This is a genomic window from Nocardia sp. NPDC002869, from assembly GCF_046764065.1.
In the GTDB taxonomy this organism is placed as follows: domain Bacteria; phylum Actinomycetota; class Actinomycetes; order Mycobacteriales; family Mycobacteriaceae; genus Nocardia; species Nocardia rhamnosiphila.
Map to the genome: position 1 here is coordinate 21,220 of NZ_JBKOOL010000024.1, position 26,422 is coordinate 47,641.

Here is a 26,422-nt window from a genome sequence, read left to right on the forward strand (position 1 = left end):
ACTATGATGGTGAGGCACAGATCACTCCTTGTCAACGATCAGCGAGGAATTCTCATGAACGACGCCGCGCCCGCCTGGCGAGCTCTGCTCGATGGCCCGGCCACGGCCGTGGCCGGGTTGATCAGCCAGCTCCTGCCGAAACCCCTGCACGAGCTGGGTCCCGAGCAGGCCCGCGCGCTGGTGAACTCGGCACCGGCCGCCGAGCCGATCACGCGACTGGAACAAGTCGAACAGTTGACCATCTCAACACGTGCGGGCGCGATCGCGGCCCGCCTGTATCGCGCGGACGGTACGCGCCCCGACAGCGCCGCGCCCGCTCTGGTCTACCTGCACGGCGGCGGTTTCGTCCTTGGCACCTTGGACGGCGCGGACGAGTTGTGCCGCGCGATCGCCGCGGGATCCGGCTGGACGGTCGTGTCCCTCGAGTACCGGTTGGCACCGGAAAACCCCTACCCCGCCGCGCTGGAAGATTGCGTCGACGCCTACGCGTGGCTGACTCGATCAGCGCCCCAACTGGGCATCGACCCGGCTCGGATCGCGATCGGCGGCGACTCCGCCGGCGGCAATCTCGCTGCCGCCCTGTGCCTGTACCGGCGCGATGAGGGCAGCGCCCTGCCGGTAGCGCAGGTGCTCGCCTATCCCGCCGTCGACGACACGTTCTCCCGGCCGTCGTGGTCGGAATTCGCCGACGCGCCGCTGCTCGGCGCCGCGGAGGGCCGCTGGTTCTGGGAGCAGTACACCGGCACAGGACACCCCGGCGGCGACCCGCTGGCCGCGCCGATGCGCGCGGAGTCGTTGCAGGGCCTGCCACCCGCACTGGTCCTCACCGCGGAGGTCGACCCGATCCGCGACGATGCCGAGGCCTACGCACAGCGGCTGCGCGAGGAGGGCATCCCCGTGTCGTCGACCAGATACCCCGGGGTGTTCCACGGCTTCTTCACCGAGGTCACAGTATTCGCGCAGGCGAAACAAGCGATCGATGAGGTGTGTCGGTACCTGCGCGAGCTCGAGCGGGCATAGGGACCGCCGACAACCCCATCGAGTTCGGCGAACACACCGGTCGGCACGGTGGGGCCTGGCGCGAATTTCGCGCCCTCTCGCCTACGATCGGTCGGTTGGCCCCGGATTTTCTCGTTGCCGGCTCGAGATCGCCCGACCGATCGGAGGACAGCGGTATGGCCACAGTGCTGACAGGCGCGACCGTGTGGGACGGGTTGAGCGATTCCCCGTTCGGGCGGTCCGAAGTACTCGTCGAGAACGACCGGATCACCACCGTTGCCGAGTCCGTCCCCATTCCTGACGGCGCCACCGTGATCGACCTCTCGGGCCACACCGTGACACCGGGTTTCATGGACTGCCACACCCATGTCACCCTCACCCCGGCGCTGACGCCCGCCCTCGCCCGCTCGGCCGCGGCCACCGCGCTGGCGTCGATCCCCGTGCTGAAAACCATGCTGCTCAACGGTTTCACCACGATCCGTGACCTGATGACCGCGGACCTCGAGTACAACACCATCGACCTGCGCAACGCCATCGCGGCCGGGCTGATCGCGGGCCCGCGCATGCTGGTGGCGCCACACCTGATCTCGGCCCGCGGCGGCCACGGCGACTTCAGTTCGATTCTGGGCGGCCGATATCAGGGCGAGCACCGGCTGCTCGAGATGGCGGCCGCCGACGGGTGCGACGAGATCCGCAGGCGCGTGCGCACCGAGATCCGCGCGGGCGCCGACTGGATCAAATTCGGTGCTACCGGCGGTTTTTCGAGCCCCTCCGACGACCCGACCGAGACCACATACAGCCAGGAGGAGATGGACACCTTGGTCGCCACCGCCCGTGACCTGGGCCGCCACGTCACCCCGCACTGCTACGGCGACGAAGGTGTACGGCGCTCGGTGCGCGCTGGGGTCCGCAGCATCGAACACGGCAATCTCGCCACCAAGGAAACGCTGCAGATCATGATCGACAAGGGCGTGTTCCTCGTCCCCACCCAGTTCACCGTGCTCGACGACGCCCGCCGCGTCGACGACGACGCCTACTGGGCCGACAAACCGGCCTTCAAGCGCCACAAGTTCCGGATCCACCAGAAAGCCCTGCTCGACAGCGCCGGATTCGTCGCCGACAGCGATATCAAGCTCGCCTTCGGCACCGACGCCGGGATGTTCCCGCACGCGGAGAACTGGAAGGAGTTCCCGACGATGGTCTCCACTGGAATCACCCCGGCCCGGGCACTGAAGTCCGCCACCAGCGTGGCCGCCGAACTGCTCGAACTCGACGACCTCGGGGTCCTGGCCGCGGGCAAGATCGCCGACATCATCGCCATGCCGGGCGACCCGTTCACCGACATCGACGTCACCGGCAAGGTCGACTTCGTCATGAAGGAAGGCATGATCGTCAAGCGCCCGTGAGTCAGAGCGCCTTCACGAGGTCCTCGACCCTGTCCTTCGCGTCGCCGAACAGCATCGCGGAGTTCTCCTGGAAGACGCGGGCGGGCTTCGCGAAGGACACCGACGATCACGGTCGGGGAACCTCGACCAGCTCGGCCAGCCGCACCCGGTGCGCGCCGGCGGTACCGAAGGCGAGTTGGTCGGCCTTGGCGCGCTTGAGGTACAGGTGGGCCGGATGCTCCCAGGTCATGCCCATGCCGCCGTGCAGCTGCACCGCCTCCTCACCGGCGTAGATCGCGAGGTCGCTGCAGAACGCCTGGGCCACCGAGGCCGCGACGGGTGCGTCGGCGTCGTCGGTGGCGAGCGTGGCGGCGGCGTAGCGGGCGACGGCATTGCCGGACTCGACCGCGGTGTACAGCTCGGCCAGCCGGTGTTTGATCGCCTGGAATCCGCCTACTACGCGGCCGAATTGGCGACGTTCCCTCAGGTACGCCACGGTCTCGTCGAGGCACCACCGCGCCACCCCGTACTGCTCGGAGGCGAGCAGGGCCGTCCCGGCCGCGAGCGCCCGGCGCACCGCCGCCTCGCCTTCGGCGACCACGAGTTCACCTGCGGCACCGTCGAACTCGAGGTCGGCGAGCTGACGGGTCATGTCGAAGGAGACGACCGGCGTGAGTTTCGCGTCGGCGGTCGAGACCGCGTACAGCGCAACACCTTCGGACCCGGTGGCCGGGACCAGCAGCACATCGGCCTCGAGCGCACCGGCGACACTGGTGACCGCGCCTGTCAGCCTGCCGTCGGCGTCTGCCGACACGGTGGGCAGCGCGGCGTTGGCCGCGGTGGTCAAGGGCACGGTCAGGGCAGCCGTTCGCTCCCCCGCCGCGAGCCGACCGAGCAGCGCCGAGCCGGAGCCGAGCAGTGCGGTGGTGGCGACCACGGCACTGGTCAGGAAGGGCACCGGGGCGACGAAGCGGCCCAGCTCCTCGAGCACCACCGCGGCCTCACGGGCCGAGGCGCCCGCGCCACCGTCCGCTTCGGGAACCAGCAGCCCGGCCAGGCCCAGGTCGACCGCGATGTTCTTCCACAGGCCCGCGACCAGCGCGCGGTCGCCGTCGTAGAGGGCGGTGACCGCGCCGGGTTCGCAGTGCGCGGTCAGCACCGAGCGCACCACGGCGCGCAGGTCGTCCTCGACTTCGGTGTAGAGGAGATCAACGTCGGTCATCGCGCGACTTCTTTCCAGGGACGGTCCTTGTCGGTACGCGGCTCGGCGGGCAGGCCGAGAATGCGCTCGGACACGATATTTCGCAGGATCTCGGAGGTGCCGCCCTCGATAGAATTGCCCTTGGCCCGCAGATAGCGGTATCCGGCGTCGCGGGCGTTCAGGTCGACACGTTCCGGGCGGACCATGGTCCAGTCGGAGTAGCGCAGGCCGTCCTCGCCGAGCAGTTCGACCTCGAGCCCGGACAGCTGCTGCGCGATCCGCGCGAAGGACAGCTTCATCGCCGAACCCTCCGGACCGGGCTGTCCCTGAGCCAGCTTCTGGCGCAGGCGAAGTCCGGCGAGCCGGGCGACCTCGGCGTCGACCCACAGCCGCAGCAACCGGTCGTGCAGCTCCGGGGTGCGCCGTGCCGGGTTCGCCCGCCAGGTGCCGGTGACCACGCCGATGAGCCCGGATTCGCGGGCGCCGGCCCGGCCGCCGATGGCGACCCTTTCGGTGTTGAGGGTGGTGTTGGCGATGCGCCACCCATCACCCTCGGCGCCGAGGCGCTGCTCGTCGGGGACGCGGGCGCCGGTGATGAAGACCTCGTTGAACTCGGCCTCACCGGTGATCTGGCGCAGCGGCCGCACCTCGACACCCGGCTGGGTCATGTCGATCAGGAAGTACGACATGCCCCGGTGCTTGGGAACGTCCGGGTCGGTGCGGGCCAGCAGGATCGCGAACTGCGCCAGGTGCGCGCTCGAGGTCCACACCTTCTGCCCGTTGACCACCCACTCGCGGCCGTCCCGGACCGCGCGGGTGCTGACGTTGGCCAGGTCGGAGCCGGCGCCGGGTTCACTGAACAACTGGCACCAGATCTCCTCGCCCGTCCACAGTGGGCGCAGGAAACGCTTCTTCTGCTCCTCGGTACCGCAGGCCAGGATGGTCGGACCCGCCATGCCGAGACCGATCTCATTGGCGGCCGGATTGTTGTCCGGGGCCCCGGCGTGTTCGAAGAGCTGGTCCACCTCGGTCTGCCAGGCGTGCGGCAGACCGAGACCACCGTGGCCTTCGGGGAAGTACACCCACGCCAGGCCCGCGTCGTAACGCGCGCGCAGGAACTCGAGGCGCTCGGTGGTGGCGGGATCGTTGGCGGCGAGGAATTCGGTGATCCTGGTGCGGAGTTCGTCGATGGTCATCGGGCGTCCCGGTATTTGCGCAGCTCGTTCTTGGCCAGCGCGTTCTTGTGGACCTCGTCCGGGCCGTCGGCGAAGCGCAGCGTGCGGTTGCCCGCATAGGAGGCGGCCAGCGAGAAGTCCTGGGACAGGCCGGCGGCGCCGTGTACCTGGATGGCTTTGTCGAGAATCCACTGCACGGTGGCCGGGGTGGCGATCTTGATCGCCTGGATCTCGGTGTGGGCGCCCTTGTTGCCGACGGTGTCCATCAGCCAGGCGGTCTTGAGCACCAGCAGTCGCAGCTGTTCGAGTTTGACGCGCGACTCGGCGATCCAGTCCCGGATCACGCCCTGCTCGCTGAGCGGCTTGCCGAAGGCGATCCGATCCTCGGCGCGGGCGCACATGGCCTCGATCGCGCGTTCGGCCACGCCGATGGCGCGCATGCAGTGGTGGATGCGGCCGGGCCCGAGCCGGGCCTGCGCGACGGCGAAACCGTCACCCTCGCCGGCGATCAGGTTGCTCGCGGGCACCCGCACATCGGTGAACCGCATCTCGGCGTGGCCGCCGTGTTCGTGGTCGTCGTAACCGAAGACCTCCATGCCGCGGATGATCTCCACGCCGGGGGTGTCGCGCGGGACCAGGATCATCGACTGCTGACGGTGCCTGCTCGCCGACGGATCGGTCTTGCCCATCACGATGAAGATCTTGGCGTTGGGGTTCATCGCGCCGGTGATCCACCATTTGCGCCCGTTGAGCACGTAGTCGTCGCCGTCGCGTTCGATGCGGGTGGCGATATTGGTGGCGTCGGAGGAGGCCACGTCGGGCTCGGTCATCGCGAAGGCGGACCGGATCTGCCCCTCCAGCAACGGCTCGAGCCATTCCTGGCGCTGCGCCTCGGTGCCGAACTGCGCCAGCACCTCCATATTGCCGGTGTCGGGCGCGGCGCAGTTGAGCGTGGCCGGGGCCAGATGCCCACTGCGCCCGGTGATCTCGGCCAAGGGTGCGTACTGCAGGTTGGTCAGCCCCGCGCCCTCCGCACCGGGCAGGAAGAGGTTCCACAGGCCGCGCCTGCGGGCCTCGGCCCGCAGCTCGGTCATGATCGGCGCCGAATCCCAGGCCCAGCGGTTGTCGAGCTGGGACAGCTGCTCGCGGAACACCGGTTCGGCCGGGTAGACGTGGTTGTCCATGAAGTCCAGCAGCGAGGCACGCAATTCCTCGGTGCGGGCGTCGTAGGCGAAATCCATCAGCGGTACTCCTTCAATGCGGTCAGACCGGTTTCGAGGAGGGGCTCGATCGACGCGCCGACGGTGTCGAAACCTTCACCGACGGTTTGGCCGTGCAGATAGCGGTAGTGGATGCCCTCGAGGATCGCGGCCAGCTTGAAGGCGGCGAGCCCGAGGTAGAAACCGAACCGGGACATATCGCGATCGCTGCGCGCGTTGTAGCGCGCGATGATCTCGTCTTCGGTCAGGAAGCCCGGCGCCGTCGTCGCGTCGGCCACCACGGCGCTGCCGGCCCTGGCCGCGAGACGGCCGTAGACGATCATCAGCGCCAGGTCGGTGAGCGGATCACCGAGGGTGGCCATCTCCCAGTCGACGACCGCTGCGAGGCGGTCCTCCGGATCGGTGAGAACATTGTCGAGCCGGTAGTCACCGTGCACGATGCCGACCGCCGACTCGGCGGGGACGTCCGCGGCGAGCAGCGCGTGCAGTTCCTCGGCCAGCGGCAGGTCGCGGGTGCGCGACGCGTCGAGCTGCTTCTTCCAGCGGCGCACCTGACGTTCCAGGAATCCCTCCGGACGACCGAAATCGGCCAGCCCGAGCGCCGCCGGATCGACCGCGTGCAGTACCGCGAGGGTGTCGATCAGACCGGTCGAAATCGCGCGTGTGCGTTCGGGTCCCAGCTCACGCAGTTCCGCGGCGGTCCGGTACGGCGTGCCCTCGATGTACTCCATCACGTAGAAGGGCGCACCGAGCACGGTGTCGTCCTGGCACAGCGCGTGCATGGCAGGCACCGGGACATCGGTGTGCTGCAGGGCGGCCATCACCCGGTATTCGCGTGCCATGTCGTGGGCGGTGGCCAGCACATGGCCCAGCGGCGGACGGCGCACGATCCAGCGGCTGGTGCCGTCGGTGACCGCGTAGGTCAGGTTCGACTTGCCGCCCGCGATCAGCGTGCCGCTCAGGTCGGAACCCGTCACCGGCAGCCGACCGCGCAGCCAGGTGGCGAACCGGCCGAGATCTAGGCCGGGAAGGTCGGTCCGTGTTTCCATCAGGCCACCACGAGGGTCAGCGATTCGACCACGCAGACCGGCTTGTCGCCGCCCTCGCGCTCGACTGCCACCCGGGAGGTGACCAGGTGACCCGCCGAACCCGTCGCGACCGAGACCAGCTCGACCCCGGCGCGCACCTTCGAGTCCACCGGCACCGGTGCCGGGAAACGCAATTTGTTGGCGCCGTAGTTGACCGCCATCTTCACGCCCTCGATCCGGTACACCTGCGGAACCAGCAGCGGCAGCAGCGACAGGGTCAGGTAGCCGTGCGCGATCGTGGTGCCGAACGGGCCGCCGGCGGCCTTCTCGGTGTCGACGTGGATCCACTGGTGGTCACCGGTCGCGTCGGCGAACGCGTTGATCTGCGCCTGGGTGATGGTGTGCCACTCGGAGTAGCCCAGATGGGAACCGACGGCGGCCTCGAGTTCGGCGATGCCCTGGAAAATCCTCATGCCTTCGGCCCGCCCGCGACGTAGAGCACCTGACCGGACACGAAACCGGCGCCTTCGCTGGCGAAGAACGACGCGGCGTGCGCGATGTCCTCGGGCAGACCGGTGCGCGCGACCGGGATCTCCTTGGCTGCACCGGCTTTGAAGTCCTCGAAGGGAACGCCCACGCGCGCCGCGGTGGCCGCGGTCATCTCGGTCTCGATGAAGCCGGGTGCGATGGCATTGGCGGTGACACCGAATTTGCCGAGTTCGAGGGCGAGGGTCTTGGTGAAGCCCTGCAGGCCCGCCTTGGCCGCGGCGTAGTTGGCCTGGCCACGGTTGCCGAGCGCCGAGGTGCTCGACAGGTTGACGATGCGGCCGAACTTCGCCTCGGTCATGTACTTCTGCACCGCGCGGGTCATCAGGAACGAGCCGCGCAGGTGCACGTTCATCACCGTGTCCCAGTCGTCGGTGGTCATCCGGAACAGCAGGTTGTCGCGGATGACGCCGGCATTGTTGACCAGCACGGTCGGGGGGCCGAGCTCGGCGACGACCCGCTCGACGGCCGCGGTGACGGCGGCCTCGTCGGACACGTCGGCGCCGATGGCGGTCGCCCGGCCGCCCGCGGCCTCGATCTGCTCGACGACCGGCTTACAGGCGACCTCGTCGAGGTCGATCACGGCGACGGCCATGCCGTCGGCGGCGAGCCTGCGGGCAACGCCTGCGCCGATGCCACGGGCGGCGCCGGTGACGATCGCGGTCTTGGTCGGTGTGCTCATCGGTTTCTCCTGAAGTTCGCGAGTAGTTGTCAGACGCCGCCGGTCAGCGTGACGCCGCCGTCGAGGACCAGTAGTTGTCCGGTGACCCAGGACGCGTCGTCGGAGAGCAGGAACGCCACCGCGCCCGCGATGTCCTCGGGCACGCCGAGCCGCTTGAGCGGGTAGGTCTCGGCGAGCTCCTGCTCCTTGCCCTCGTACAGGGCGGTGGCGAATTTGGTCTTCACCACGGCGGGCGCGACCGCGTTCACCCGGAGCGTCGGGCCGAGCTCCACGGCCAGCTCCTGGGTGATGTAGGTCAGCATGGCCTTGCTGGCACCGTAGAAGCCGATGCCGGGCGCCGGCTTGATCCCGGCAACCGATGACACATTCACCACCGCGCCACCGTGCTCGGCCATCCACGCCTTGTGGACCTGCTGGGTCCACGCCAGCGCGGCAAGGCAATTGACCTCGATGATCTTGCGCGCGGCCTGCAGATCCATGTCGATCATCGGACCGTACACCGGGTTGATGCCGGTGTTGTTCACCAGCAGATCGACACTGCCGAACGTCTCGATCGCGCGGGCGACGGCGTCTTCCTGATGGGTGGCGTCATCGGCGCGGCCTGCCACGCCGAGCGCATGTTCGGAGCCGCCGAGCTGGGCGACCGCCGCGTCCAGGGCGTCCTGTTTGCGGGCGGTGACAACGACCTTCGCGCCGTCGTCGACCAGCCGCTGCGCGATACCGAGGCCGATACCTCGGCTGGCGCCGGTGACGATCGCGGTCTTGCCCGCGAAACGGCCGGTCACGAGAGCCGCTCCAGCACCATGGCCATACCCTGGCCGCCGCCGACACACATCGTCTCCAACCCGAACTGCTTGTCGTGGAAGCGCAGCGAGTTGATCAGCGTGCTGGTGATCCGGGCACCGGTCATCCCGAACGGATGACCGACCGCGATCGCACCGCCGTTGACGTTCAGCTTGTCCTCGGGGATGCCGAGTTCGCGGGCGGAGCCGAGCACCTGCACGGCGAAGGCCTCGTTGATCTCGACCAGGTCGATGTCGTCGATGCTCAGACCCGCGCGCCGCAGCGCCTGCCGCGACGCCTCGATCGGACCCAGACCCATGATCTCCGGCGACAGGCCCGAGACACCGGTGCTGACCACCCGGGCCAGCGGGGTCAGTCCCAGTTCCCGAGCCTTGGTGTCGGACATGATGATCAGGGCGGCGGCGCCGTCGTTGAGCGCGCAGCAGTTGCCCGCGGTGATGGTGCCGTCGGGACGGAAGACGGGCTTCAGCTGACTCACCGCCTCGAGGGTGACACCGGCACGCGGGCCGTCGTCGGCGCTGACCACCGTTCCGTCGGGCAGTGTCACCGGAGTGATATCGGTGGCCCAGAACCCGTTGGCGATGGCCTTCTCGGCCAGATTCTGCGAGCGGACACCGAATTCGTCCTGCTCGGCGCGGGTGATCCCGGTGAACTGGGCGACGTTCTCGGCGGTCTGACCCATGGCGATGTAGACATCGGGTAGCTGACCGTTCACGCGGGGGTCGGCCCAGGACGGGGCGCCACCGGCGGCACGTTCGGCGGTCCGAGCGGCCGCGTCGGCGAAGACTGGGTTCTGGGTGTCGGGCATACCGTCGGCATTGCCCTTGGTGAAGCGGCTCACCGTCTCGACCCCGGCCGAGATGAAGACGTCGCCTTCGCCGGCCTTGATCGCGTGCAGCGCCATCCGGGTGGTCTGCAGGCTCGACGAACAGTAGCGATTGACGGTCGTGCCGGGCACCGTGTCGAGCCCAGCCAGCACGGCGATCGTGCGGGCCATGTTGAAGCCTGATTCGCCTGCGGGCTGCCCGCAGCCGAGGACGAGGTCCTCGATCTGGTTCGGGTCGAGCTCGGGTACCTGAGCCAGTGCGGCACGCACCATCTGCACGGTCAGGTCGTCGGGACGCATGTCCCTGAGCGAGCCCTTGCCCGCTCGACCTATCGGGGAACGGGCGGCGGCGACGATCACAGCTTCCGGCATCGGGTCTCCTTGATAACTAAGCGCTTGCTTAGTAGCATAGTGCAGGGTGGTCCCCGTCACCGTCAACAGCAATCAGGACTTCGGCTCCTGTTAACCACATCACATCATCCGTGACCAGCGCGGCTCCAGCGAGGCGAGATAATGGCGATCCCATGACCGAGACAACCGAACCCCGCGGCGGCTCGACCCGCGCACGGCTACTGGAAGCCGCCCTCGAGGCATTTGCCGAGAAGGGTTTCAACGGGACAACGACGCGCGATATCGCCGGGGCCGCCGGTATGAGCCCGGCAGCGGTCTATGTGCATCACAAATCGAAGGAAGAACTGCTCTATCTGATCTCGCGATCGGGCCACGACGAGACACTCGAGCTGATTCGGAAGGCGGCCGCGTCGTCCAGCGATCCGACGACCGCACTGCGAACCGTGATTCACGATTTCGCGGTACATCACGCACGCGCGCACACCAGCGCCCGGATCGTCAACTACGAGCTGAACTCGTTGAGTCCCGAGCACCTGGTCGAGATCCGCGCCATCCGCCAGCAGATCGACCGTGCCATGCGCGAGCTGGTTCAGCGCGGGATCGAGGAGGGTGCCTTCGATATCCCCGACGCGCGAATCGCGGCCACCGCCCTGCTTTCACTCGGCATCGATATCGCCCGCTGGTACCGCGATGAGGGCTACTGGTCGCCGGAAGACATCGCCACGGCCTATGCCGAGATCGCACTACGCATCGTCGGCGCCGGCTGACCCGGCCCGGGATCACGTGCTGGTAGGCGTGCTCGACGATGCCGTCTTCGTACTCGCGCGTCGAGTCGGCTCTACGGCATACCTGCGAGGCCATGCCGTTGCTGAGACGCTATGGCGCCGCGCCGCCTGCCGAGTTCACGGAAGCGGGCCAGGTCCTCGCGGCGTGTCCAGTCGAGATGTGTGATCGCGTGCCGGGAGTCGCGGCGGGCGTTGCGCTGGGCGGCGTATTCGAAGGCGTCGAGCACGTTGTCCTCCGGGTAGAACCCGGGGTTGCCGATCGCGTGGACATAGATCCGGAAGTCCGCCGCGTCAAGCGCTGCGACAGTCTCGTCGAGTACATCTTGCCTCCAGCCAGTCTCGCTCCTCCGGGGACACCTCCGCCGCGGGATGCCACCACAGCGTCGGCCGCCACGAGTAGGTACCCAGGTGCTGGCCGTGGTGGTGCTCGTCGAGGTCGCGCATGAAGATGTCCCAGTACCAGGGCTTACGGAGGCCGAGGTCCTCGGCGAATGTCCCCGAAGGTCCGAACCGCACCACCGTTCAGCGGCTGCCCGCCTTGTTCGTACAAGCGAGCTGGCGACATCCTGCGCACGCACTATCCCGGCGAATCTCTGGCCGAACGACACCCGCAGGTTGCTGCCCCTACAAAGAACGGCGAGCTTCAGCCCGGCGAGGTGTCGCAGGCGAGCGCCACCAAGGCGTGGTGGCTGTGTTCTGGCCCCTGATTGCGGACATGAGTGGCAGACGGCAGTTGGAAACCGGCGTTTCCGCCGCGAACACCCACGATTCGGTGATGCTGGCACCGATGGTCGAGTCGATCCCGCGGATTCGGTCGGTCCGTGGCCCGCGTCGTGGCAGACCCGCCAAACTACGTGCCGACAAGGGCTACGACTTCGACATCCATCGCCGCTGGCTGCGTGCTCGCGGGATCGTGCCTCGGATCGCGCGGCGTGGGATCGACGCCACGGCCGCCTCTTCGCAACATTTCTACAACTCGCCGCAGCTCTCACCTGCACCAAGAAACCAGCCACGTAAGACACCCCTTATCCGGTGGAGTCCGGGGTCGGCCCGTCCGTAAGCATGGTGAAGGTTAATGGTTCAGGGCAGATACTCAGCGAGTTCGAAAGCAGTACTGCCAATTTCGACGTAGGGGCCGTGCGTGCCGGCCCGGAAGTAGGTCGTTATACCCGGAACACGGGCCAGTGGCGTCATTCCCGCTTCGACCATGCGCTGCTCTGCGGCGGTCACGTCCGGGGTGAAGTACACCAGGTGCGCGCGGGTGGTGCCGGGCGCACAGTTCTGCGACGAGACCGGCGCCGGGGTTTCGATACTGAGATGAGGTCCTTTCTCACTCGACGAATGCACTTCATGCAACACCGGCCGCATCTCACCGTCGACTTGTTGCCAGGGCAGAGGAACCGACATCGGAACTTTCCAGTTCACACCCAGTGCCCCGGCGAGCTGGTCACGCAACCCCGACGCAGCGCACGGCAGCAGGGTGAAGGACCGGATCTCACCGAGGTCCCCGGCCGCTCCCGAACCGGCCGACCAACTATCCCGGTCGATCAGCCGGATGAGGACGCCGTCAGCGTTGCGCCAGAAGCCGAAATCTGCTGCTCGCGCAACATTTTCGAACCCGTGATCGACGAGTGTCGCACCCATGCCATCGACGTCGTCCACCGCGTAGGACAGAAAGGCGGTCGCAGCAGCCGAATCCGCCCACGGACCTATCGCGGGAGTGGCGTGCTCGAATGTCAGCGACGGCGAGCCGCCGACAGTTCGGACGCGACGTAACTGCACCGAGCGTGTTCCCGCTTCTCCTGCCAGCTCAACAGCCACCGTTTCCTCTGACAGCCCAGTGAACCGAGCACCCGTCCCCGCTTCGAACGCCCGGACCGTCGCAGCCATATCGGCGACGACGAAGCCGATATGGTGCGGCACTCCCACCTTCACATCGCTCTCAGCGTGGGCGGCCGCCTCGCTGAGGGGGACTGGGACGACGGTCAGCACCACCGCTACTCCGATAGCCCTCAATGCCGTGAACACGGGACGAATACGTTTGCTCATCTCTTGAAACCTCCGCGGTGACGCCGACCCGGCGCTATGAGCTGAAGATAATAAGGCAAAGGGTCCGTGATCGCGCAAGGAAAGGCGCCGGCCTCGCACCCGGACAACTCACAGCACGCGCGGACGTTGTGATCCCAGCGCACCCGGTGACCGGTCAGGCGCGCGAGCAGCCGTCTGCCTGAGTGCGCGTCTGGGAACTCGGGCGGTAGCCGGTCCGTGGCGGTCGAGATTTGAGTGAACTCCTGGTACTGCAGTGAGTGCTGAAGTCACGAAGTACCAGGAGCTCGGGTGTCATCATCGGATGCCTTCCAGCGCGGCGCGGTCATCGGACCGATGGCGGCCCGGGTAAGCGCCTCTTCCGCACAGGAATCAACGACTCCAACCTGACCCACAGCTCATCGGTCACCACCGCATCAACCACGATGAGATCGTCAAACACGCTGCGGGACAGCGCACGCTGTCACCAAACTCATTCTGAACTGATCTCTCAGCGCGTTTCCGCAGATATCCGCGCACTATGTGGGGTCGCCGTAGTATCGGCCGAATTTCGGGCGGATATGCCATATTCGGCTGGTGGAGCGGGGTGTGTCCGCCACATTCTTCAGGACCGGAGTGGGGTACGGGATGTGTCCTGTTCGACCGACAGTCGAGCACGGAAATCGGTTCGATGACAAGCTGTTACGGGTGATTGGGATGGAGACCGCAGCCGTACGCGTGATTCCGGCATTGATCACCAGACCGGTGTCATGGCTGTATCGGCGATGGCGGCCGGAGAAGCACTCGCGTGCGTTGGCGCAGCGAGCCGACGATCTCGCCGCGGCCGTAGACCGAGCCGAGGACAAGCTGCAGCAGGAGCTGCGCGCGAAGCCGGGCTCGTTCATGCCCGTGACGTTCACCGCTGCCGACCGCCCGCAGCCCGAGGAGGTGATCGACTCGGCCGAGGTCGATGACATCTCCACCTACTTCGGAATGCTCGAGATCCCACGGCGCATGGTCGTGCTCGGCGATCCGGGCGCCGGCAAGACCGTGGCCGCCACCTACCTCGTCCGCGGTCTGATCCAAACCCGCCGCGAATCGCTCTCCGACCGCAGCCGCGCCGCTGAACCGGTACCTGTCCGGGTCAACACCGCCGGATGGGACGGTGCACAGGAGTTCTCCGCTTGGCTGGTCAACCGCCTGAATCTGGACCACCGGCTGCCGCGCGCCCTCGGCGCCGAGATGGTCGTATCCGGGATGATCCTGCCCGTGCTCGACGGCCTCGACGAAATGGACGACGACACCACCGACGGGAAACGCGCCCGAGCACTGCTGGACCGGCTCAACGAACGCGAATGGGCACACCGCCCCGTGGTGGTGCTATGCCGCAGCACCGAATTCGACCACCTCCAACAGGCCGGGGGCGATAACGGCTTGCACGGCGCGGCCACGGTCACCCTCGTCCCGCTGGACGCCGGCCAGCCTGCCGGCTACCTCACCCGCTACCAGCGCCGGATCGGCGCCACCCACCCTGCATGGGATCAGATCACCACTCACCTGCGCGAGCACACCGATCCCGAGCACACCGACAGCCCTCTGACCGCGACTCTGCGCAACCCGTGGATGCTCGGCCTGACCGCCCACACCCTGCACCACCGCCCGGCCACTGCTGCCGCCCTGCTCGACTGCCCTACCCCCGAGGCCGTGCGTGACGGGCTGTTCGCCGTCCAGATCCCCGCCGCGATCGCCGGCACCGACGATGCCGAGCGCCTCCGCGACTACACCCCCGACAACGTCGAGAAGTGGCTGCACACATTGGCGCTGCACCTCGAACACCGTCGCGAGACAGGCCGCAACGGCATCGCGATCCGCCTCGACGAAATCTGGGAAATCGCCGGCAGGGACCGCCTCCGGATCCTCCACCCTTGGCCACCGCACCCATATTCGGGCTACCGGTCGGCCTCATGGGCGGGATCGGGAAGGGGCTGTCGTTGGGGCTCATGGCCGGGCTCGTGGGCGGGCTCATGGCCGGGAATACGAGCCTGACTGCCGCGACCGATGAGGGGCCGCGGCATCGCTTCGCTTGTTTCTATCCGGCGGGCACTCCCGAAGGCGGGGCAGCGCTTGCTGCGGCTCGCTATCCGGTGACCATACCGGGCCGACTGCTCGCGATGCCCGCGCGAAGGGCTCGGGTGGCCGTGCCTCGGTAACGCGCCCACGCAGGCGGCGGGATCCCTGATGCCTGTCGCCAGACAGCCGCAGCGGCGCGCCGGATATCGGCGATCACCGCCTCGGTCCGGACGGATGGGGATGTCCGGTCCGCGGAATCCGGAAGGGTTCGCCACTTTTGCCGGGAAAGCAGCGAACCCTTTGGGGTTCTCAGCACACACGAGTCGCGGCGCACTGCCTCCACCGTCGCTCACCGGAGCGGAAGCCGGTGAGCGACAGAGTCAACGGTCGGGTCCGCGAGTGCCCGCCGCGCGGCCAGCCGTTCCGCGGTCGATCGATCGAGCAATTCGATCACTTGCCCGAGTGGATCCCGGTGGTAGACGGCCCCTCCGGGGGACACTCCGTGGTGGCCACCGGACATCCACAGCGGAGCTCCCCGCGCAACCAGTTCCGCCGAGGCGGCCACCAGATCGTCTCACGCAGCGTCGCGGCCGATTCTTCCAGGTCGTCGACGACGAGCCCGATATGATGGAGTCCGGCCGGGTCGTAATCCATGATCAGTACATGCCCTCGTCGATGGGCACCCCGAACTCCCCGCGTCCGTACATCGCCAGTGCGCGCTCCACATCGTTGATCACGTGCACGCTGCCGGCATGCGCGTCCCGCCAGTGCCGTTCGATCGGGTTGTTCCTTTTGATCGAATGCCCGCCCGAGTTCTCGAACAGCATCTCGATCGCGTGCAGCGACCGCTCGGTGCCCAGTACCTGGTCACGCCGGGCGCGCAACCGCACCCGTTCGGGGATCTCTACTCCGGATTCGACGTAACGGGTCTGTTCGGCGACATTGTGGTCCAGGGCGAGCACCGCGGCCTCGATCTCGCCGGCGGCTCGGGCGACCCGGACATGCGCGAACGGATCGGCCGCGACTTTCTGGCCGCCGTAGGACAGGCGCACCCGTTCCTTCATCCGCTCTACATGCGCCGCGTACGCGCCTTCGGCACACCCGACGATGGCATTGGTGATCGCGTAGGAGAACACCATCCCGAACGGCAGCTTGTAGATCGGGTCGGTGTTGACCTGCTGCCCGGGGCCGCGCAGCTCGTTCTGTTCCAGCGAACTGTAGGCACGGTGGGCGGGAACGAACGCGTCGTCGATGACGATATCGTTGCTTCCGGTGCCCGAGAGACCGACAACCTCCCACACGTCCTCGACCACATAATCAGTGCGCGGCACAAGGGCGGTGAGGTATTCCGGTGGCGCGCCGTTCTTGCCCGGGCGCAGCGTGCCGAGCAGTGCCCATCGACAGTGATCGCTGCCGCTGGAGAAACTCCACCGGCCGGTCAGCCGGTAGCCGCCCTCGACCTCGGTGAGCGTGCCGGTGGGAGCGTAGGACGACGACACCAGCGCATCGGGCGTCTCCTTCCACACATCGTCCTGGGCCGCTTCGTCGAACAACGAGATCTGCCAGGGATGCACACCGACGACGGAGGTCACCCAGCCGGTCGACGGGCACGCCGCGGCCACCTCCCGCACCACCGAGTACAGGTCCGCGGGATTGCGCTCGAGGCCGCCGTACCGCTTGGGCTGCAACAGGGTGAAGACACCGGCGGCCTGCAGTTCGCGAATTGTTTCCGCGGGTACCCGCCGCTGGCTGTCGGCTTCGGCGGCACGCTCCCGGATCGCCGGCAGCAGTGGCCGCACCCGATCCAGTATCTCGTTGCTCATCTGTTCTCCTGATCTCCGGCACCGAGGTGCCACGTATTCCGCCCCGGCACTGTGCCGAGGACGGTAAGCCCGGCCACAACCGGGGAAACGCGAGAATCTCAACCACCGGAACGTTGCCGGGAATGTGCGATGTCCGTCCCGGCCGCGTACGAATTCCACTGACCAGGAAGGAACGCAGACGCCGCGGGATTCGCCGGTCAGGATGAGGCCCTGATCACTTCCGAGGAAGGACCTTCCATGAGTTCGGCACCCGGTCCGGAATCCGTTTCCACCGACCCTGCGCAGCTGCGCAGGGTCGCGGCCTCCAGCCTGCTCGGTACCGCTATCGAGTACTACGATTTCCTGCTCTACAGCACCATGACCGCACTGGTGTTCAACAAGGTGTTCTTCCCGGACTCCAACCCGGCACTGGGCACTATCGCCGCTTTCGGCACCCTGGCCGCCGGCTATGTCGCCCGGCCGATCGGTGGCATCATCTTCGGGCATTTCGGTGACCGCATCGGCCGAAAGAAGATGCTCGTCCTGACCATGACAATGATGGGCGCGGCGAGTTTCCTCATCGGTGTACTTCCCACCTATCACGCAGTCGGAGCCATCGCTCCCCTGCTGCTGGTGCTGCTGCGCGTCATCCAGGGCGTAGCGATCGGCGGCGAATGGGGCGGGGCCACTCTCATGGTGACCGAGCACGCCGAGCCGTCCAGACGTGGCTTCTGGAACGGCATCATGCAGATGGGCTCCCCCATCGGCTCATTGCTCTCCACCGCAGTCGTCGCCATGGCGGCCATGCTGCCGGATGACGACCTCTTGTCCTGGGGATGGCGAATCCCGTTCTTGGCCAGCATCATCCTGCTGGCTGCGGGTTTGTACATCCGGATCGGGGTCACCGAGAGCCCGATTTTCCGCGAAGCGGAGGATACCGTAGAGAAGCAGATCCCGATGCTGTCGGTCCTGCGCCGGCCGGGAAATCTGTTACTGGCCTGTGGTGTCGGCATCGGCCCCTTTGCACTCACCGCACTGATCAGTACTTATATGATCAGCTACGCCACCGCGATCGGCTACGAACGGTCCGACGCGGTCAACGGTCTGCTGTTCGTGGCGAGCACCGCGCTCATCTCCATTCCGCTGTTCTCCGCACTGTCCGACCGGGTCGGGCGCCGTCCCGTAGTGCTGTCGGGGGCGGTAGCCATCGTGGTGTTGGCCTGGCCGATCTACGCACTCGTCGACAGTGGTTCCGTACCGCTGCTGATCGTCGCCATGATACTGGGCCAAATGATCCAATCGGCGATGTACGCCCCACTGGGCGCACTGCTGTCGGAGATGTTCGGTACCGCGGTCCGCTACACCGGCGCGTCCATGGGTTACCAGCTGGCGGCACTGATCGGCGGTGGCTTCACGCCGCTCCTCGCGAGCACGCTGCTGGCCGGTGGGCCGAACAGCATCCCGCTGATCATTCTCGCCATGTGCTGCGGCGTGGTGACGGTCGTCGCTGTCTACCGCATCCGGGAGACCAGAGGCAGAGATCTGCGCGACGCGGCCCCCGTACCCGCCCGCTGAGGCCGGCTCCCGCACCGGAGTCTGCGCCACCGGCGACGTGACATGTCTCCCTTCAATTCCGATATCGCCCCGCCCTCCAACCTCATGGACTGGAACTGGGACACCCGACGACCCGAACGCCGGGTCCCGGGGCGGGGTGAACGTGCCGCCTCACCGAAACCGAGCGGGTATTCGCGACAAGCCACCACGCCCCGATACCCATGATCACCGAGACCGATACCGGAAACTCCGCATTGAACTTCGTCATGAATAAATTGCTCTTCCGTGGCGAAACTTACTCGCCGCCCTCGGAAATATGCCCTTCGAAATGATCGGTGCACTCGATGATTCCATGTTTGCCATCAGCATTGTCACGACCGGCGGACCGGGTGGATATTCCGTAGGCGGACAGTCGGTCGAGACAATGGTCAGCGTCGACCCCCCTGGGTTCCGTCGTTCCGGCAATGATTACAAACAGATTCTCGGCGTCGAGAGGACGCTTACCCGTATGCGGGGCTCATTCGCAACGAAGCGAAGGCGGGGTATTCGCAGGAGATGACGCTGATCGGAATCCCTTCGGATGCGACAGCTCGGCGAGCAGGTCTTACGCCTGGACGCGCGGTCCTTATCCTGACCCGAATGTTCCGAGGGGCCTGGGCCTTTGATGTGCTTCGCCGTACGGAAACGATTCACCCGTCGATCCGAGTATCGAAGGCGCGCTACCGATGGGGCGCACCGATCCACTCCTTGATCACGGCATTCACCCGCGCTGGGTCCTCGAGCTGCAGAAAGTGGCCGACACCTGAGATGCGTTCGTAGCGCGACCCGGCCGGCAGGGTCTCGGGGAACGCTTCGTACAACGCGGCCTGCATACAACCGTCCTGATCGCCGTGCAGATAGAGTGCCGGCGCTTTCGGTGTGATGGTGAAGGTGGCCTTCAGACCACCCTGCAGATTGTTGCGGTAGTAGCGCAGCGCCGCGCGGCGGCGACCCGGGCCGGCCAGAGCGCGGAATACCTGCGCGATATCTTCGGTCCCGTCGTAACCCGGTGACCAGGCGCGCCAGAGCCGAGGAATCACCCGATCCTGGGCACGATCGGAACCCGGCAGCTGATTGAAGAGGAAATACCAGCTCATCAGCGCCTGACGCAGCCCTATGGGAATGGTCTTGAATGTAGTGAACGGCCGGAGGATCGCCCTGGTCGGTGGAACCGAGAGGCATACGTAACTCCGGAAGCGATCCGGTTCGCGATCGGAGACCGCCCACGCCGCGGCTCCTCCCCAATCGTGGCCGATCAGCACCGAGTTTCCGTCGCCACCGAGGGCGGTGTGCAGTGCCAGGATATCGGCGGCCTGGTCGGCGACGAGGTAGGAATCGTCCGGGGCGAGATCCGTCGGCGCGTAACCGCGGGTGAAGGGAGCAACGGCGCGATAGCCGAGGGCGGCGAGCTCCGGCCCGAGGTGACGCCAGGTATATGCCGTGTCCGGATAGCCGTGCACGAGCAGGGCGAGCGGAGCGTCCGGCTCGCCCCAGGCGAGCGCCGCGAAGTTCAGGCCGTTGGCTTCGATGTGCAGTTGCTCCATGCCGCCGACTGTACTGTCTTGCCACCATCGGGGACACGGCCTGAACCTCCACTGGCCCAGTATGTTTCGAAGAACCAGTACTTCCCGCCTCCGACCTGGGCCGGCGCTCGGATCGAGACACATCGGTTCGGAAGGACGACACCATGCTCGGCGACCACCAGGTCACCACCGTAGAGCAATCTTTGTTCTCGAGGACGCGCTGAATGCAACGGCAGACGGCAACCGGAACGTGGGACTCGCAGCACAGGTCGACCTCGCGAGCGCATATAACCAGATCGGCGAACTCGAAGAGGGGTGCCGTATTCTCGGAGGAACCCACAACAGTCTCGTTGCAATAGGCAACCATCGTGGGATCGAACGTGCGCGGCGGGCAATCGAGAGAACCGCACTGTGGCGCATCGAGAAACCTGTCCGGGTACTCCGGGAACGTGTCCGAAGTACCGAGATTCAGTGAGTCGCGCCGGTCAGCGATCGGACCACGGAAACAACCGAGTCCGGATTCAGGGCATCGAGGATCTGAGCACGAGAGTGTTCCAGTAACTCGCTGCGCGTCATCCGGTGCGTGACGACGATGACCCGAAAGCTTCGACCACGATCGACTCGTCGGTGAACCCATGCACTCGTGAGAACCTACGAGCACGCGGCTGCCGAACCGAGATCTCGACGGCCACTTCCTGGATACCACGATCGGCAACGACCTGTCGGCCGGCCCGGTCCTTCTGTCGGCGTCAGCCCCAGCGCCAGGTATCCGCGCCGTAGGCGCCGGCGGCCACCGGCTCCGATGCCAGGTCGCGGAACGACGACCGGTAGAACAGCAGCGGCTCGGCCTCACGCATCGGCCCGACCGCGGTGACCCGCGCGATCACGATGGTGTGGTCACCACCGGGTACCTCTTCCTCGAGCGTGCATTCCAGCGATACCAGCGATCCGGCCAGCCGGGGAGCGCCGTTACCGCCCGGCGTCCACTCCACACCGGCGAACTTATCGGTCCCACTGCGGGCGAAGGCGCGGCATACCTCGTCCTGATCGACGGCGAGTACGTTCACGCAGAAGTTGCCCGCGGCCCGGATCCGGGGCCAGGAGGTCGACGTCACCGCCGGGCAGAAACTGACATACGGCGGCTCCAGCGACAGCGACGAGAACGATTGGCAGCTGAATCCGACCGGACCGTCCGCGCCGATCGCCGTCACAATGGTGACGCCGGAACAGAAGCGGCCGAGTGCCGATTTGAATTCACCGGGCGTCGGTTCGGAATGCGCCACCGTGGGAACACCCGGTATCCCGGTCGCGGCCGCCATATCCAACGCGGCGAGGTGCGCGAACACCATCGAGGCGCCGATGGGGTTTCCTCCTCCCGGGTAGGTGGCGCCGCTCACCGCCGCCATCGAGTTACCCGTGGCGTACAGCCCGGGAATGACCGCGCCCGTGGAATCCAGTACCCGGGCGGCGGCATCGGTCCGCAAACCTCCTTTGGTACCCAGATCCGACAGGCCGAATGCTGCGGCGCAATACGGGCCGCCATCGATCCGCACCAACGGGTCCGGACAGCCGGGTACCGAGCGGTCGTAGGGTTCGCCACCGCGACCGAAATCCGGGTCCGCCCCCGCGTCCACGGCATCGTTGAAACGCTGCACGGTCTCGGTCAGGGCCGGGGCGGGGACCCCGATGAGTTCGGCCAGTGCGTCGAGAGTGTCGGCGCGATGCCACAACCCGGCCGAACGGTATGCCTCGTGATCATCCAGCGGTTTCCCCGCGAACAGAACCGGGGGCGCGAGAGCCGCTGTCCCGCTGTAGATCATCCAATAGGGCAGCTCGAGGCGGCCCGAGTCCAGAGCCGCGAGCACATCCCGGCCGACCCGGTCGTGAGGCGCGGACTCGTTGGTGAACCGGCGGCCCTCGCTGTCGACGAAGATGCCGCCGGTGAACCACATCGAGAAGGTGGAGCTGCCGTCGGGATGCGTCAGGCCCGGCGCCCACCACGCCTCGTTCATCAGATCCACATCGCCGCCGACACCCATCGCGGCTTCGATGGCCGCGCCCGTATTTCCCGAGGGCGCCATGGAATCGCGCGCGAAGCCCGGCACGCCGAAGGCCGAACGCATCCGGCTGTTGCGCTCGAACCCGCCCGCCGCGACGAGTACACCGCGCGTGGCCCGGATTCGCCGCAGGCCCTGAGGTGTGGAGACCGAGGCCCCCACCACCCGGCCGTCCAGCCGGATCAATTCCCGGCAGGCCGTGCGCCGCTTCAACTCCACGGTCGGCAGCGCCTGCAATGCCAGCAGCAGACGGCCGATCAACGCGCGGCCGCCCTCCAACTGTCCGGGTACCGGAGCCGAACGGCGATCGGTGGCCAGCGGTGCCCGCACCTGCGCCGCCAACTCCCCCAGCGCATCGGCACGCAGTGGAACAGGAATGATATGACGCCCGGTGGGCCGGGCCTGTGGCGCGTTGCCGAAGTAGTCGGGCCAGGGCAGTACCTGGAACCGCAATGCCGGGTCCTGTTCGAGGTATTCCACAAGGGGGGCGCCGCCGGTCACGAAGGCCCGTGGCAACTCGACGGGTGTCCGGTCACCCACCACCGCCTGGAAGTATTCCAGGGCGTCCTCCGGAGTGTCGTCGTCGCCCGCGCGCCGCAGCACCGGGTTACCCGGAAACCACATTCCGCCGCCGGAGTACGCCGTGGTGCCACCGAACCGGTCGGTGGCCTCGGCGACCATCACATGCAGTCCCTCGCGCCCGGCGGTGTAGGCCCCGGTGAGCCCACCGCCGCCGGACCCGAGTACCAGCACCTCGCATCGTTCATCCCACTCGACCGCCGAATCCACCCAGCTCATGGGCCACCTTTCTCACCGCAACTGCTGAGCCCCGTCGCTGCCAGGTGGCCGCCCGCGCCGCGCGGCGGTGATCAGTGCATTGCTCTTTTACGGACCGAGCGAATGGTGACAGAACACAGGGGCACGGCGAGCCCGCGTTCCGTTCACCGAGATGGTGATCGCACAAGGTGCCCGGTCAGTGAAATGTGAGCGCTCTCACCGATCGCCGGCTTGCTACAACCGAGATACCGCGGAGGCCGCCGTATCGACGGTGCTCCAGCCCGCTTCCGCGCTATCCCCGAGGAGAGTCGATCATGACTACCACGCAACCGGATCAGGACGTTCGACGGATCGAAGCCGCGGCCGCGCCCACACGGTTCGCCCGCGGCTGGCACTGTCTGGGCCTGCTCCGCGACTTCACCGCCGGAAAACCACACACCGTGCAGGCCTTCGGGACCAAGCTCGTGATCTTCCGCGGCGCCGACGGCACCCTCAATGTCCTGGACGCGTACTGCCGGCACATGGGCGGCGACCTGAGCCAGGGCGAGGTCAAAGGCAATGAGATCGCCTGCCCCTTCCACGATTGGCGCTGGGGCGGCGACGGCCGCTGTAAGCGGATCCCCTACGCCCGCCGGGTGCCGCCGCTGGCACGCACCCGGGCGTGGACCGCGCTGGAACAAGACGGCATGCTGTTCGTCTGGAACGACCCGGAGGGCACACCGCCGACCGAGGACGTCACGATTCCACGGATCGAGGGCGCGGATAGCGACGGCTGGACCGACTGGCATTGGTACACCACGGTGGTGAATACGAACTGTCGCGAGATCATCGACAATGTCGTCGATATGGCCCATTTCTTCTATATCCACGGGTCGCTGCCGACGTATTTCAAGAACGTTTTCGAAGGGCCGATCGCCACCCAGTACTTCAAGAGTGGTGCGCGCGCGGACTTCCCGGCGCCGGAGGGACAGCCGAAGATGCTCGGTACGTCGTCGGTGGCCTCCTACTACGGCCCCTCGTTCATGATCGACGATCTGACCTACCATTACGAGCAGGGCGACCAGCGGACCGTGCTGCTCAACTGCCACTATCCGATCGACTCGGAGTCGTTCGTGCTCCAATACGGCATCATCGTCGAGAAATCCGCGGGGCTGCCCGACGACGAGGCGATGCGTGCCGCCGTCGCGCTCGGCGACTGGGTGAAACTCGGTTTCGAGCAGGATGTCGAGATCTGGAAGAACAAGGCGCGGATCGACAACCCGCTGCTGTGCGAGGAAGACGGTCCCGTCTACCAGCTGCGTCGCTGGTACGAACAGTTCTACGTCGATATCGCCGATATCAGGCCCGAAATGGTGGACCGTTTCGAATTCGAACTCGACACCAGCCGTCCGCTGGAAGCCTGGAACCGGGAGATCGAGGAGAATCTCGCGCGGCGGGCCGATGCGGCGGGCTCTGCGACATGACCGCCACCCGTGCCGACAACCGTCTGCTCGACACGCCGATGCGGCCGCTGAGCTGCCGGGACTGCGCCGCCGAGGTGCTGGTGCGTAAGAGCAGCCGGCACCAGACAAGTGTGCAGTGGAACGCCGAGGCGCTGTCGACGTGCCGGGAACTCGGCGCCGCCCCGATGCCGGGGCCGTCGCTGGCGGGTTGCTCGCGGCTGCGCGAGACCATCCGGGACGCCGCGAACTCCGGCGACCTCCCGGTCGTGGAGCGCCCGCCGGCCTGAGCGGATCCGCGCACGCCGGTGGCCGGCGTGCCCGGATCGGTCACCGGCCGATTCACCGGACACCTGCCACGACCCGGGGATCACCCGGCGATCAGCGCCGGATACGCAGCGAGCCGCAGGTCGGCGCCGGCCAGGACAAGGCCTCGTCGGCCGCGATTCTGCGGTCGAGGGCAGCCGCCAGTTCGTCGGGCAGCGGGCTCGCGCGACGCGCTTCGAGGTCGACGTGCACCAGCATGATCTCGAGCGTATTGGACAGTCTGTCGCGCTTGTCGTCCACCAGGAACGTCATCAGGTGCAGGGCCTTGTCGCTGCGTTCGAGGACCCGGACGTGCACGGTGAACGGATCACCCTCGCGTAGCTCGCTGTAGTAGACCAGGTGATGTTCGGCAGTGAACACCCCCAGCCGCCGGTCCCCGCGGTAGGTCTCGTCCACACCCAGCTCACGCATCAGCACATCCGCCCCCTGCGAGCCGAGGTCCAGGTAATGCACCACATTCATATGCCCGTTGTCGTCGATCTCGCGCGCGGTCACCGCCGCGGCGAGGGCGGCCGGGATCTCACGGATCTGCTGAGCTGTCGGAATACCTCGTCTCATGCTCCGATCCTCCGATACGGCCGACCGTCTCCGACCACAGGTGCCCGCTCACCGAGACACCACCATGGGTCCGGCAGCCCACCAGCGGCACAGCGGATCGGCCCGCCAGGATCCGGTTCCGAAATCGACTGGGCCGCCGCCGGAGTCGGTACGCCGGTCCACGCGCGAGCCCGATCCGGCTCCGGGACGCGGCGTCCGCGACGACGGATTCGCCCCGGGCTGCCGGCGGCTCCAGGTCTGCGCCCACTGAGCGGAATGACCTCGCCGCAGCCCGGATGGCCTGTGCCAATCTCGGCAGTCCGGGCGGCGCCACCAGTGTGTTCCGCCCCTGAGCACAGGAGCAAACCGATATGGACGTTCTTCAGCGGTACCGCGGCCGACGGGTACTGATCACCGGTGGCGGGTCGGGTATCGGCCAGGCCTGCGTGCTGCGAATCCTGGCAGAGGGCGGCCACGTGGTCGCCGCGGATATCAGCGAGGCCGGCCTGCGGGATACAGCCGATCAGGCGAATTCCGCCGCGCTGAGCACTCTGGCAATGGATATCGCCGACGAGGAGTCGGTGCGGGCGGGTGTCGCCGAAGCGGTACAGCAGCTCGGTGGCCTGGATACCCTCGTCAATGCCGCCGGTGTGTTGCGCTCGGGCCATTTCGAGCAGACCACGCTCGCCGATTTCGAACAGGTGGTGCGCATCAATCTCATCGGCACCTTCCTGGTCACCCGGGAATCGATCGCTGCGTTGCGGCAGGGGGTGGGCCCGGCGGTGGTGAACTTCAGTTCGACATCGGCGGCTTTCGCTCATCCCTACATGTCCGCATATGCCGCTTCCAAGGGCGGTATCCAGTCCATGACCCACGCACTGGCCATGGAGTTCAGCAAGCAGGGGATCCGGTTCAACGCTGTACAACCCGGCTCGATCTCCTCCGGGATGACCGACGGCAGCGGCGAGGCCAAGCAGAGCGTCGGCCCCGGACTGCCCGAGGATGTGGATCTCGCGATGTTCGCCAAGGCCCAGCCCGCGCTACCGCTGGACGGCGGGGCCATCTTCGCCGGCCCGGATGCGGTGGCCTCGGTGGTGGCCATGCTGGGTTCGCCGGATGCCTACTTCGTCACCGGAACGGAAGTCCGGATCGACGGCGGCTCGCATATGTGACCGGCTACTCCGGCTCGGCCCCGCCGAGTACAGACACCCGACCCTGTCCACCGAGGATTGCCTCGGTGGACAGGCTCTCCTCGCACCAGAACCACAGA

Annotated in this window: 25 protein-coding genes and 2 pseudogenes; 10 read left to right on the plus strand and 17 right to left on the minus strand. The window is 67.0% G+C overall.

The window, feature by feature from the left end; genetic code table 11:
- The first annotated feature begins 54 nt into the window (after positions 1-54).
- Together ACLML9_RS07150 and ACLML9_RS07155 are read left to right on the plus strand one after the other, a co-directional pair.
- Positions 55-1,020 carry an alpha/beta hydrolase gene (locus ACLML9_RS07150; protein ID WP_411944743.1) on the plus strand — a complete coding sequence of 322 codons (966 nt, stop codon included), beginning with the start codon at positions 55-57 and terminating at the stop codon, positions 1,018-1,020.
- A gap of 155 nt (positions 1,021-1,175) precedes the next feature.
- Positions 1,176-2,405: an amidohydrolase family protein gene (locus ACLML9_RS07155; protein WP_411944744.1), complete on the plus strand. Its 1,230-nt coding sequence runs from the start codon at positions 1,176-1,178 to the stop codon at positions 2,403-2,405.
- A gap of 106 nt (positions 2,406-2,511) precedes the next feature.
- On the opposite strand, the gene ACLML9_RS07160 is transcribed toward ACLML9_RS07155, so the two are convergent.
- Genes ACLML9_RS07160 through ACLML9_RS07195 form a run of 8 tightly spaced genes read right to left on the minus strand, consistent with a single transcriptional unit; the run spans position 2,512 to position 10,238 of the window.
- Positions 2,512-3,606: an acyl-CoA dehydrogenase family protein gene (locus tag ACLML9_RS07160; protein ID WP_411944745.1), complete on the minus strand. Its 1,095-nt coding sequence runs from the start codon at positions 3,604-3,606 to the stop codon at positions 2,512-2,514.
- The gene (locus tag ACLML9_RS07165) at positions 3,603-4,781 is read right to left on the minus strand and encodes an acyl-CoA dehydrogenase family protein (RefSeq protein ID WP_411944746.1); all 1,179 of its coding nucleotides are present in this window, start codon (positions 4,779-4,781) and stop codon (positions 3,603-3,605) included. Before ACLML9_RS07165 ends, ACLML9_RS07160 begins: the two co-directional genes overlap by 4 nt.
- Positions 4,778-6,001, minus strand: a complete 1,224-nt coding sequence (locus ACLML9_RS07170) for an acyl-CoA dehydrogenase family protein (protein WP_411944747.1) — start codon at positions 5,999-6,001, stop codon at positions 4,778-4,780. Before ACLML9_RS07170 ends, ACLML9_RS07165 begins: the two co-directional genes overlap by 4 nt.
- Positions 6,001-7,029 carry a phosphotransferase family protein gene (locus ACLML9_RS07175; RefSeq protein WP_411944748.1) on the minus strand — a complete coding sequence of 343 codons (1,029 nt, stop codon included), beginning with the start codon at positions 7,027-7,029 and terminating at the stop codon, positions 6,001-6,003. The genes ACLML9_RS07170 and ACLML9_RS07175 overlap by 1 nt, the downstream gene beginning before the upstream one ends.
- The gene (locus ACLML9_RS07180; protein WP_411944749.1) at positions 7,029-7,481 is read right to left on the minus strand and encodes a MaoC family dehydratase; all 453 of its coding nucleotides are present in this window, start codon (positions 7,479-7,481) and stop codon (positions 7,029-7,031) included. The genes ACLML9_RS07175 and ACLML9_RS07180 overlap by 1 nt, the downstream gene beginning before the upstream one ends.
- Positions 7,478-8,236: a 3-oxoacyl-ACP reductase FabG gene (fabG, locus tag ACLML9_RS07185; RefSeq protein WP_411944750.1), complete on the minus strand. Its 759-nt coding sequence runs from the start codon at positions 8,234-8,236 to the stop codon at positions 7,478-7,480. Before fabG ends, ACLML9_RS07180 begins: the two co-directional genes overlap by 4 nt.
- Positions 8,237-8,265: 29 nt before the next feature.
- A complete protein-coding gene (locus ACLML9_RS07190; protein WP_411944751.1) occupies positions 8,266-9,021 on the minus strand; it encodes an SDR family oxidoreductase in 756 nt (251 codons plus the stop codon).
- On the minus strand, positions 9,018-10,238 hold the full coding sequence (locus ACLML9_RS07195; protein ID WP_411944752.1) for an acetyl-CoA C-acetyltransferase: 1,221 nt from the start codon (positions 10,236-10,238) through the stop codon (positions 9,018-9,020). Before ACLML9_RS07195 ends, ACLML9_RS07190 begins: the two co-directional genes overlap by 4 nt.
- A gap of 152 nt (positions 10,239-10,390) precedes the next feature.
- On the opposite strand from ACLML9_RS07195, the gene ACLML9_RS07200 reads away from it, so the two are divergent.
- Positions 10,391-10,984: a TetR/AcrR family transcriptional regulator gene (locus ACLML9_RS07200; RefSeq protein WP_411944753.1), complete on the plus strand. Its 594-nt coding sequence runs from the start codon at positions 10,391-10,393 to the stop codon at positions 10,982-10,984.
- Between the two features lie 71 nt (positions 10,985-11,055).
- Here ACLML9_RS07200 and ACLML9_RS07205 read toward each other — a convergent pair whose 3' ends face one another.
- Together ACLML9_RS07205 and ACLML9_RS07210 are read right to left on the minus strand one after the other, a co-directional pair.
- On the minus strand, positions 11,056-11,373 hold the full coding sequence (locus ACLML9_RS07205) for an amidohydrolase family protein (RefSeq protein WP_411944765.1): 318 nt from the start codon (positions 11,371-11,373) through the stop codon (positions 11,056-11,058).
- The gene (locus tag ACLML9_RS07210) at positions 11,294-11,521 is read right to left on the minus strand and encodes a hypothetical protein (protein WP_411944767.1); all 228 of its coding nucleotides are present in this window, start codon (positions 11,519-11,521) and stop codon (positions 11,294-11,296) included. The genes ACLML9_RS07205 and ACLML9_RS07210 overlap by 80 nt, the downstream gene beginning before the upstream one ends.
- Between ACLML9_RS07210 and ACLML9_RS07215 the strand changes: the two genes are divergently transcribed.
- Positions 11,494-11,709, plus strand: coding sequence for a zinc-ribbon domain-containing protein (locus ACLML9_RS07215; protein ID WP_411944754.1), 216 nt, complete (start codon positions 11,494-11,496; stop codon positions 11,707-11,709). The genes ACLML9_RS07210 and ACLML9_RS07215 overlap by 28 nt on opposite strands.
- A 26-nt stretch (positions 11,710-11,735) precedes the next feature.
- Positions 11,736-11,945: pseudogene (locus ACLML9_RS07220) on the plus strand (IS5/IS1182 family transposase); the annotation flags it as partial.
- 137 nt (positions 11,946-12,082) lie between these two features.
- Here ACLML9_RS07220 and ACLML9_RS07225 read toward each other — a convergent pair.
- Positions 12,083-12,997: a VOC family protein gene (locus tag ACLML9_RS07225; protein ID WP_411944755.1), complete on the minus strand. Its 915-nt coding sequence runs from the start codon at positions 12,995-12,997 to the stop codon at positions 12,083-12,085.
- 747 nt (positions 12,998-13,744) lie between these two features.
- On the opposite strand from ACLML9_RS07225, the gene ACLML9_RS07230 reads away from it, so the two are divergent.
- Positions 13,745-15,073, plus strand: coding sequence for an NACHT domain-containing protein (locus ACLML9_RS07230; RefSeq protein ID WP_411944756.1), 1,329 nt, complete (start codon positions 13,745-13,747; stop codon positions 15,071-15,073).
- A gap of 474 nt (positions 15,074-15,547) precedes the next feature.
- On the opposite strand, the gene ACLML9_RS07235 is transcribed toward ACLML9_RS07230, so the two are convergent.
- Together ACLML9_RS07235 and hsaA are read right to left on the minus strand one after the other, a co-directional pair.
- Positions 15,548-15,751 (minus strand): hypothetical protein, encoded by a 204-nt coding sequence (locus tag ACLML9_RS07235; protein ID WP_411944757.1) that lies wholly within the window; start codon positions 15,749-15,751, stop codon positions 15,548-15,550.
- Between the two features lie 2 nt (positions 15,752-15,753).
- Positions 15,754-16,920 carry a 3-hydroxy-9,10-secoandrosta-1,3,5(10)-triene-9,17-dione monooxygenase oxygenase subunit gene (hsaA, locus tag ACLML9_RS07240; protein WP_411944758.1) on the minus strand — a complete coding sequence of 389 codons (1,167 nt, stop codon included), beginning with the start codon at positions 16,918-16,920 and terminating at the stop codon, positions 15,754-15,756.
- Positions 16,921-17,157: 237 nt separating this feature from the next.
- Between hsaA and ACLML9_RS07245 the strand changes: the two genes are divergently transcribed.
- Complete coding sequence (locus ACLML9_RS07245) at positions 17,158-18,474, plus strand: MFS transporter (protein WP_411944759.1); 1,317 nt, start codon at positions 17,158-17,160, stop codon at positions 18,472-18,474.
- Between the two features lie 698 nt (positions 18,475-19,172).
- Here ACLML9_RS07245 and ACLML9_RS07250 read toward each other — a convergent pair.
- The 3 genes and pseudogenes from ACLML9_RS07250 to ACLML9_RS07260 all read right to left on the minus strand — a co-directional run.
- Positions 19,173-20,036, minus strand: coding sequence for an alpha/beta fold hydrolase (locus ACLML9_RS07250; protein ID WP_411944760.1), 864 nt, complete (start codon positions 20,034-20,036; stop codon positions 19,173-19,175).
- Positions 20,037-20,764: 728 nt separating this feature from the next.
- Positions 20,765-21,334, minus strand: coding sequence for a flavin reductase family protein (locus tag ACLML9_RS07255; protein ID WP_411944766.1), 570 nt, complete (start codon positions 21,332-21,334; stop codon positions 20,765-20,767).
- A pseudogene (locus ACLML9_RS07260) lies at positions 21,323-22,870 on the minus strand (FAD-binding protein); the annotation flags it as partial. The gene ACLML9_RS07255 and the pseudogene ACLML9_RS07260, both read right to left, overlap by 12 nt.
- A gap of 293 nt (positions 22,871-23,163) precedes the next feature.
- Here ACLML9_RS07260 and ACLML9_RS07265 point away from each other — a divergent pair.
- Together ACLML9_RS07265 and ACLML9_RS07270 are read left to right on the plus strand one after the other, a co-directional pair.
- A complete protein-coding gene (locus tag ACLML9_RS07265; RefSeq protein WP_411944761.1) occupies positions 23,164-24,312 on the plus strand; it encodes a Rieske 2Fe-2S domain-containing protein in 1,149 nt (382 codons plus the stop codon).
- The gene (locus ACLML9_RS07270) at positions 24,309-24,578 is read left to right on the plus strand and encodes a ferredoxin (protein ID WP_411944762.1); all 270 of its coding nucleotides are present in this window, start codon (positions 24,309-24,311) and stop codon (positions 24,576-24,578) included. The genes ACLML9_RS07265 and ACLML9_RS07270 overlap by 4 nt, the downstream gene beginning before the upstream one ends.
- Positions 24,579-24,669: 91 nt before the next feature.
- Here ACLML9_RS07270 and ACLML9_RS07275 read toward each other — a convergent pair whose 3' ends face one another.
- Positions 24,670-25,173: a thioesterase family protein gene (locus tag ACLML9_RS07275; protein WP_411944763.1), complete on the minus strand. Its 504-nt coding sequence runs from the start codon at positions 25,171-25,173 to the stop codon at positions 24,670-24,672.
- A gap of 350 nt (positions 25,174-25,523) precedes the next feature.
- Here ACLML9_RS07275 and ACLML9_RS07280 point away from each other — a divergent pair, with 350 nt between their 5' ends.
- Entirely contained in the window at positions 25,524-26,324 is an 801-nt protein-coding gene (locus ACLML9_RS07280; protein ID WP_411944764.1) for an SDR family NAD(P)-dependent oxidoreductase, read from the plus strand.
- The last annotated feature ends 98 nt before the right edge of the window (positions 26,325-26,422 follow it).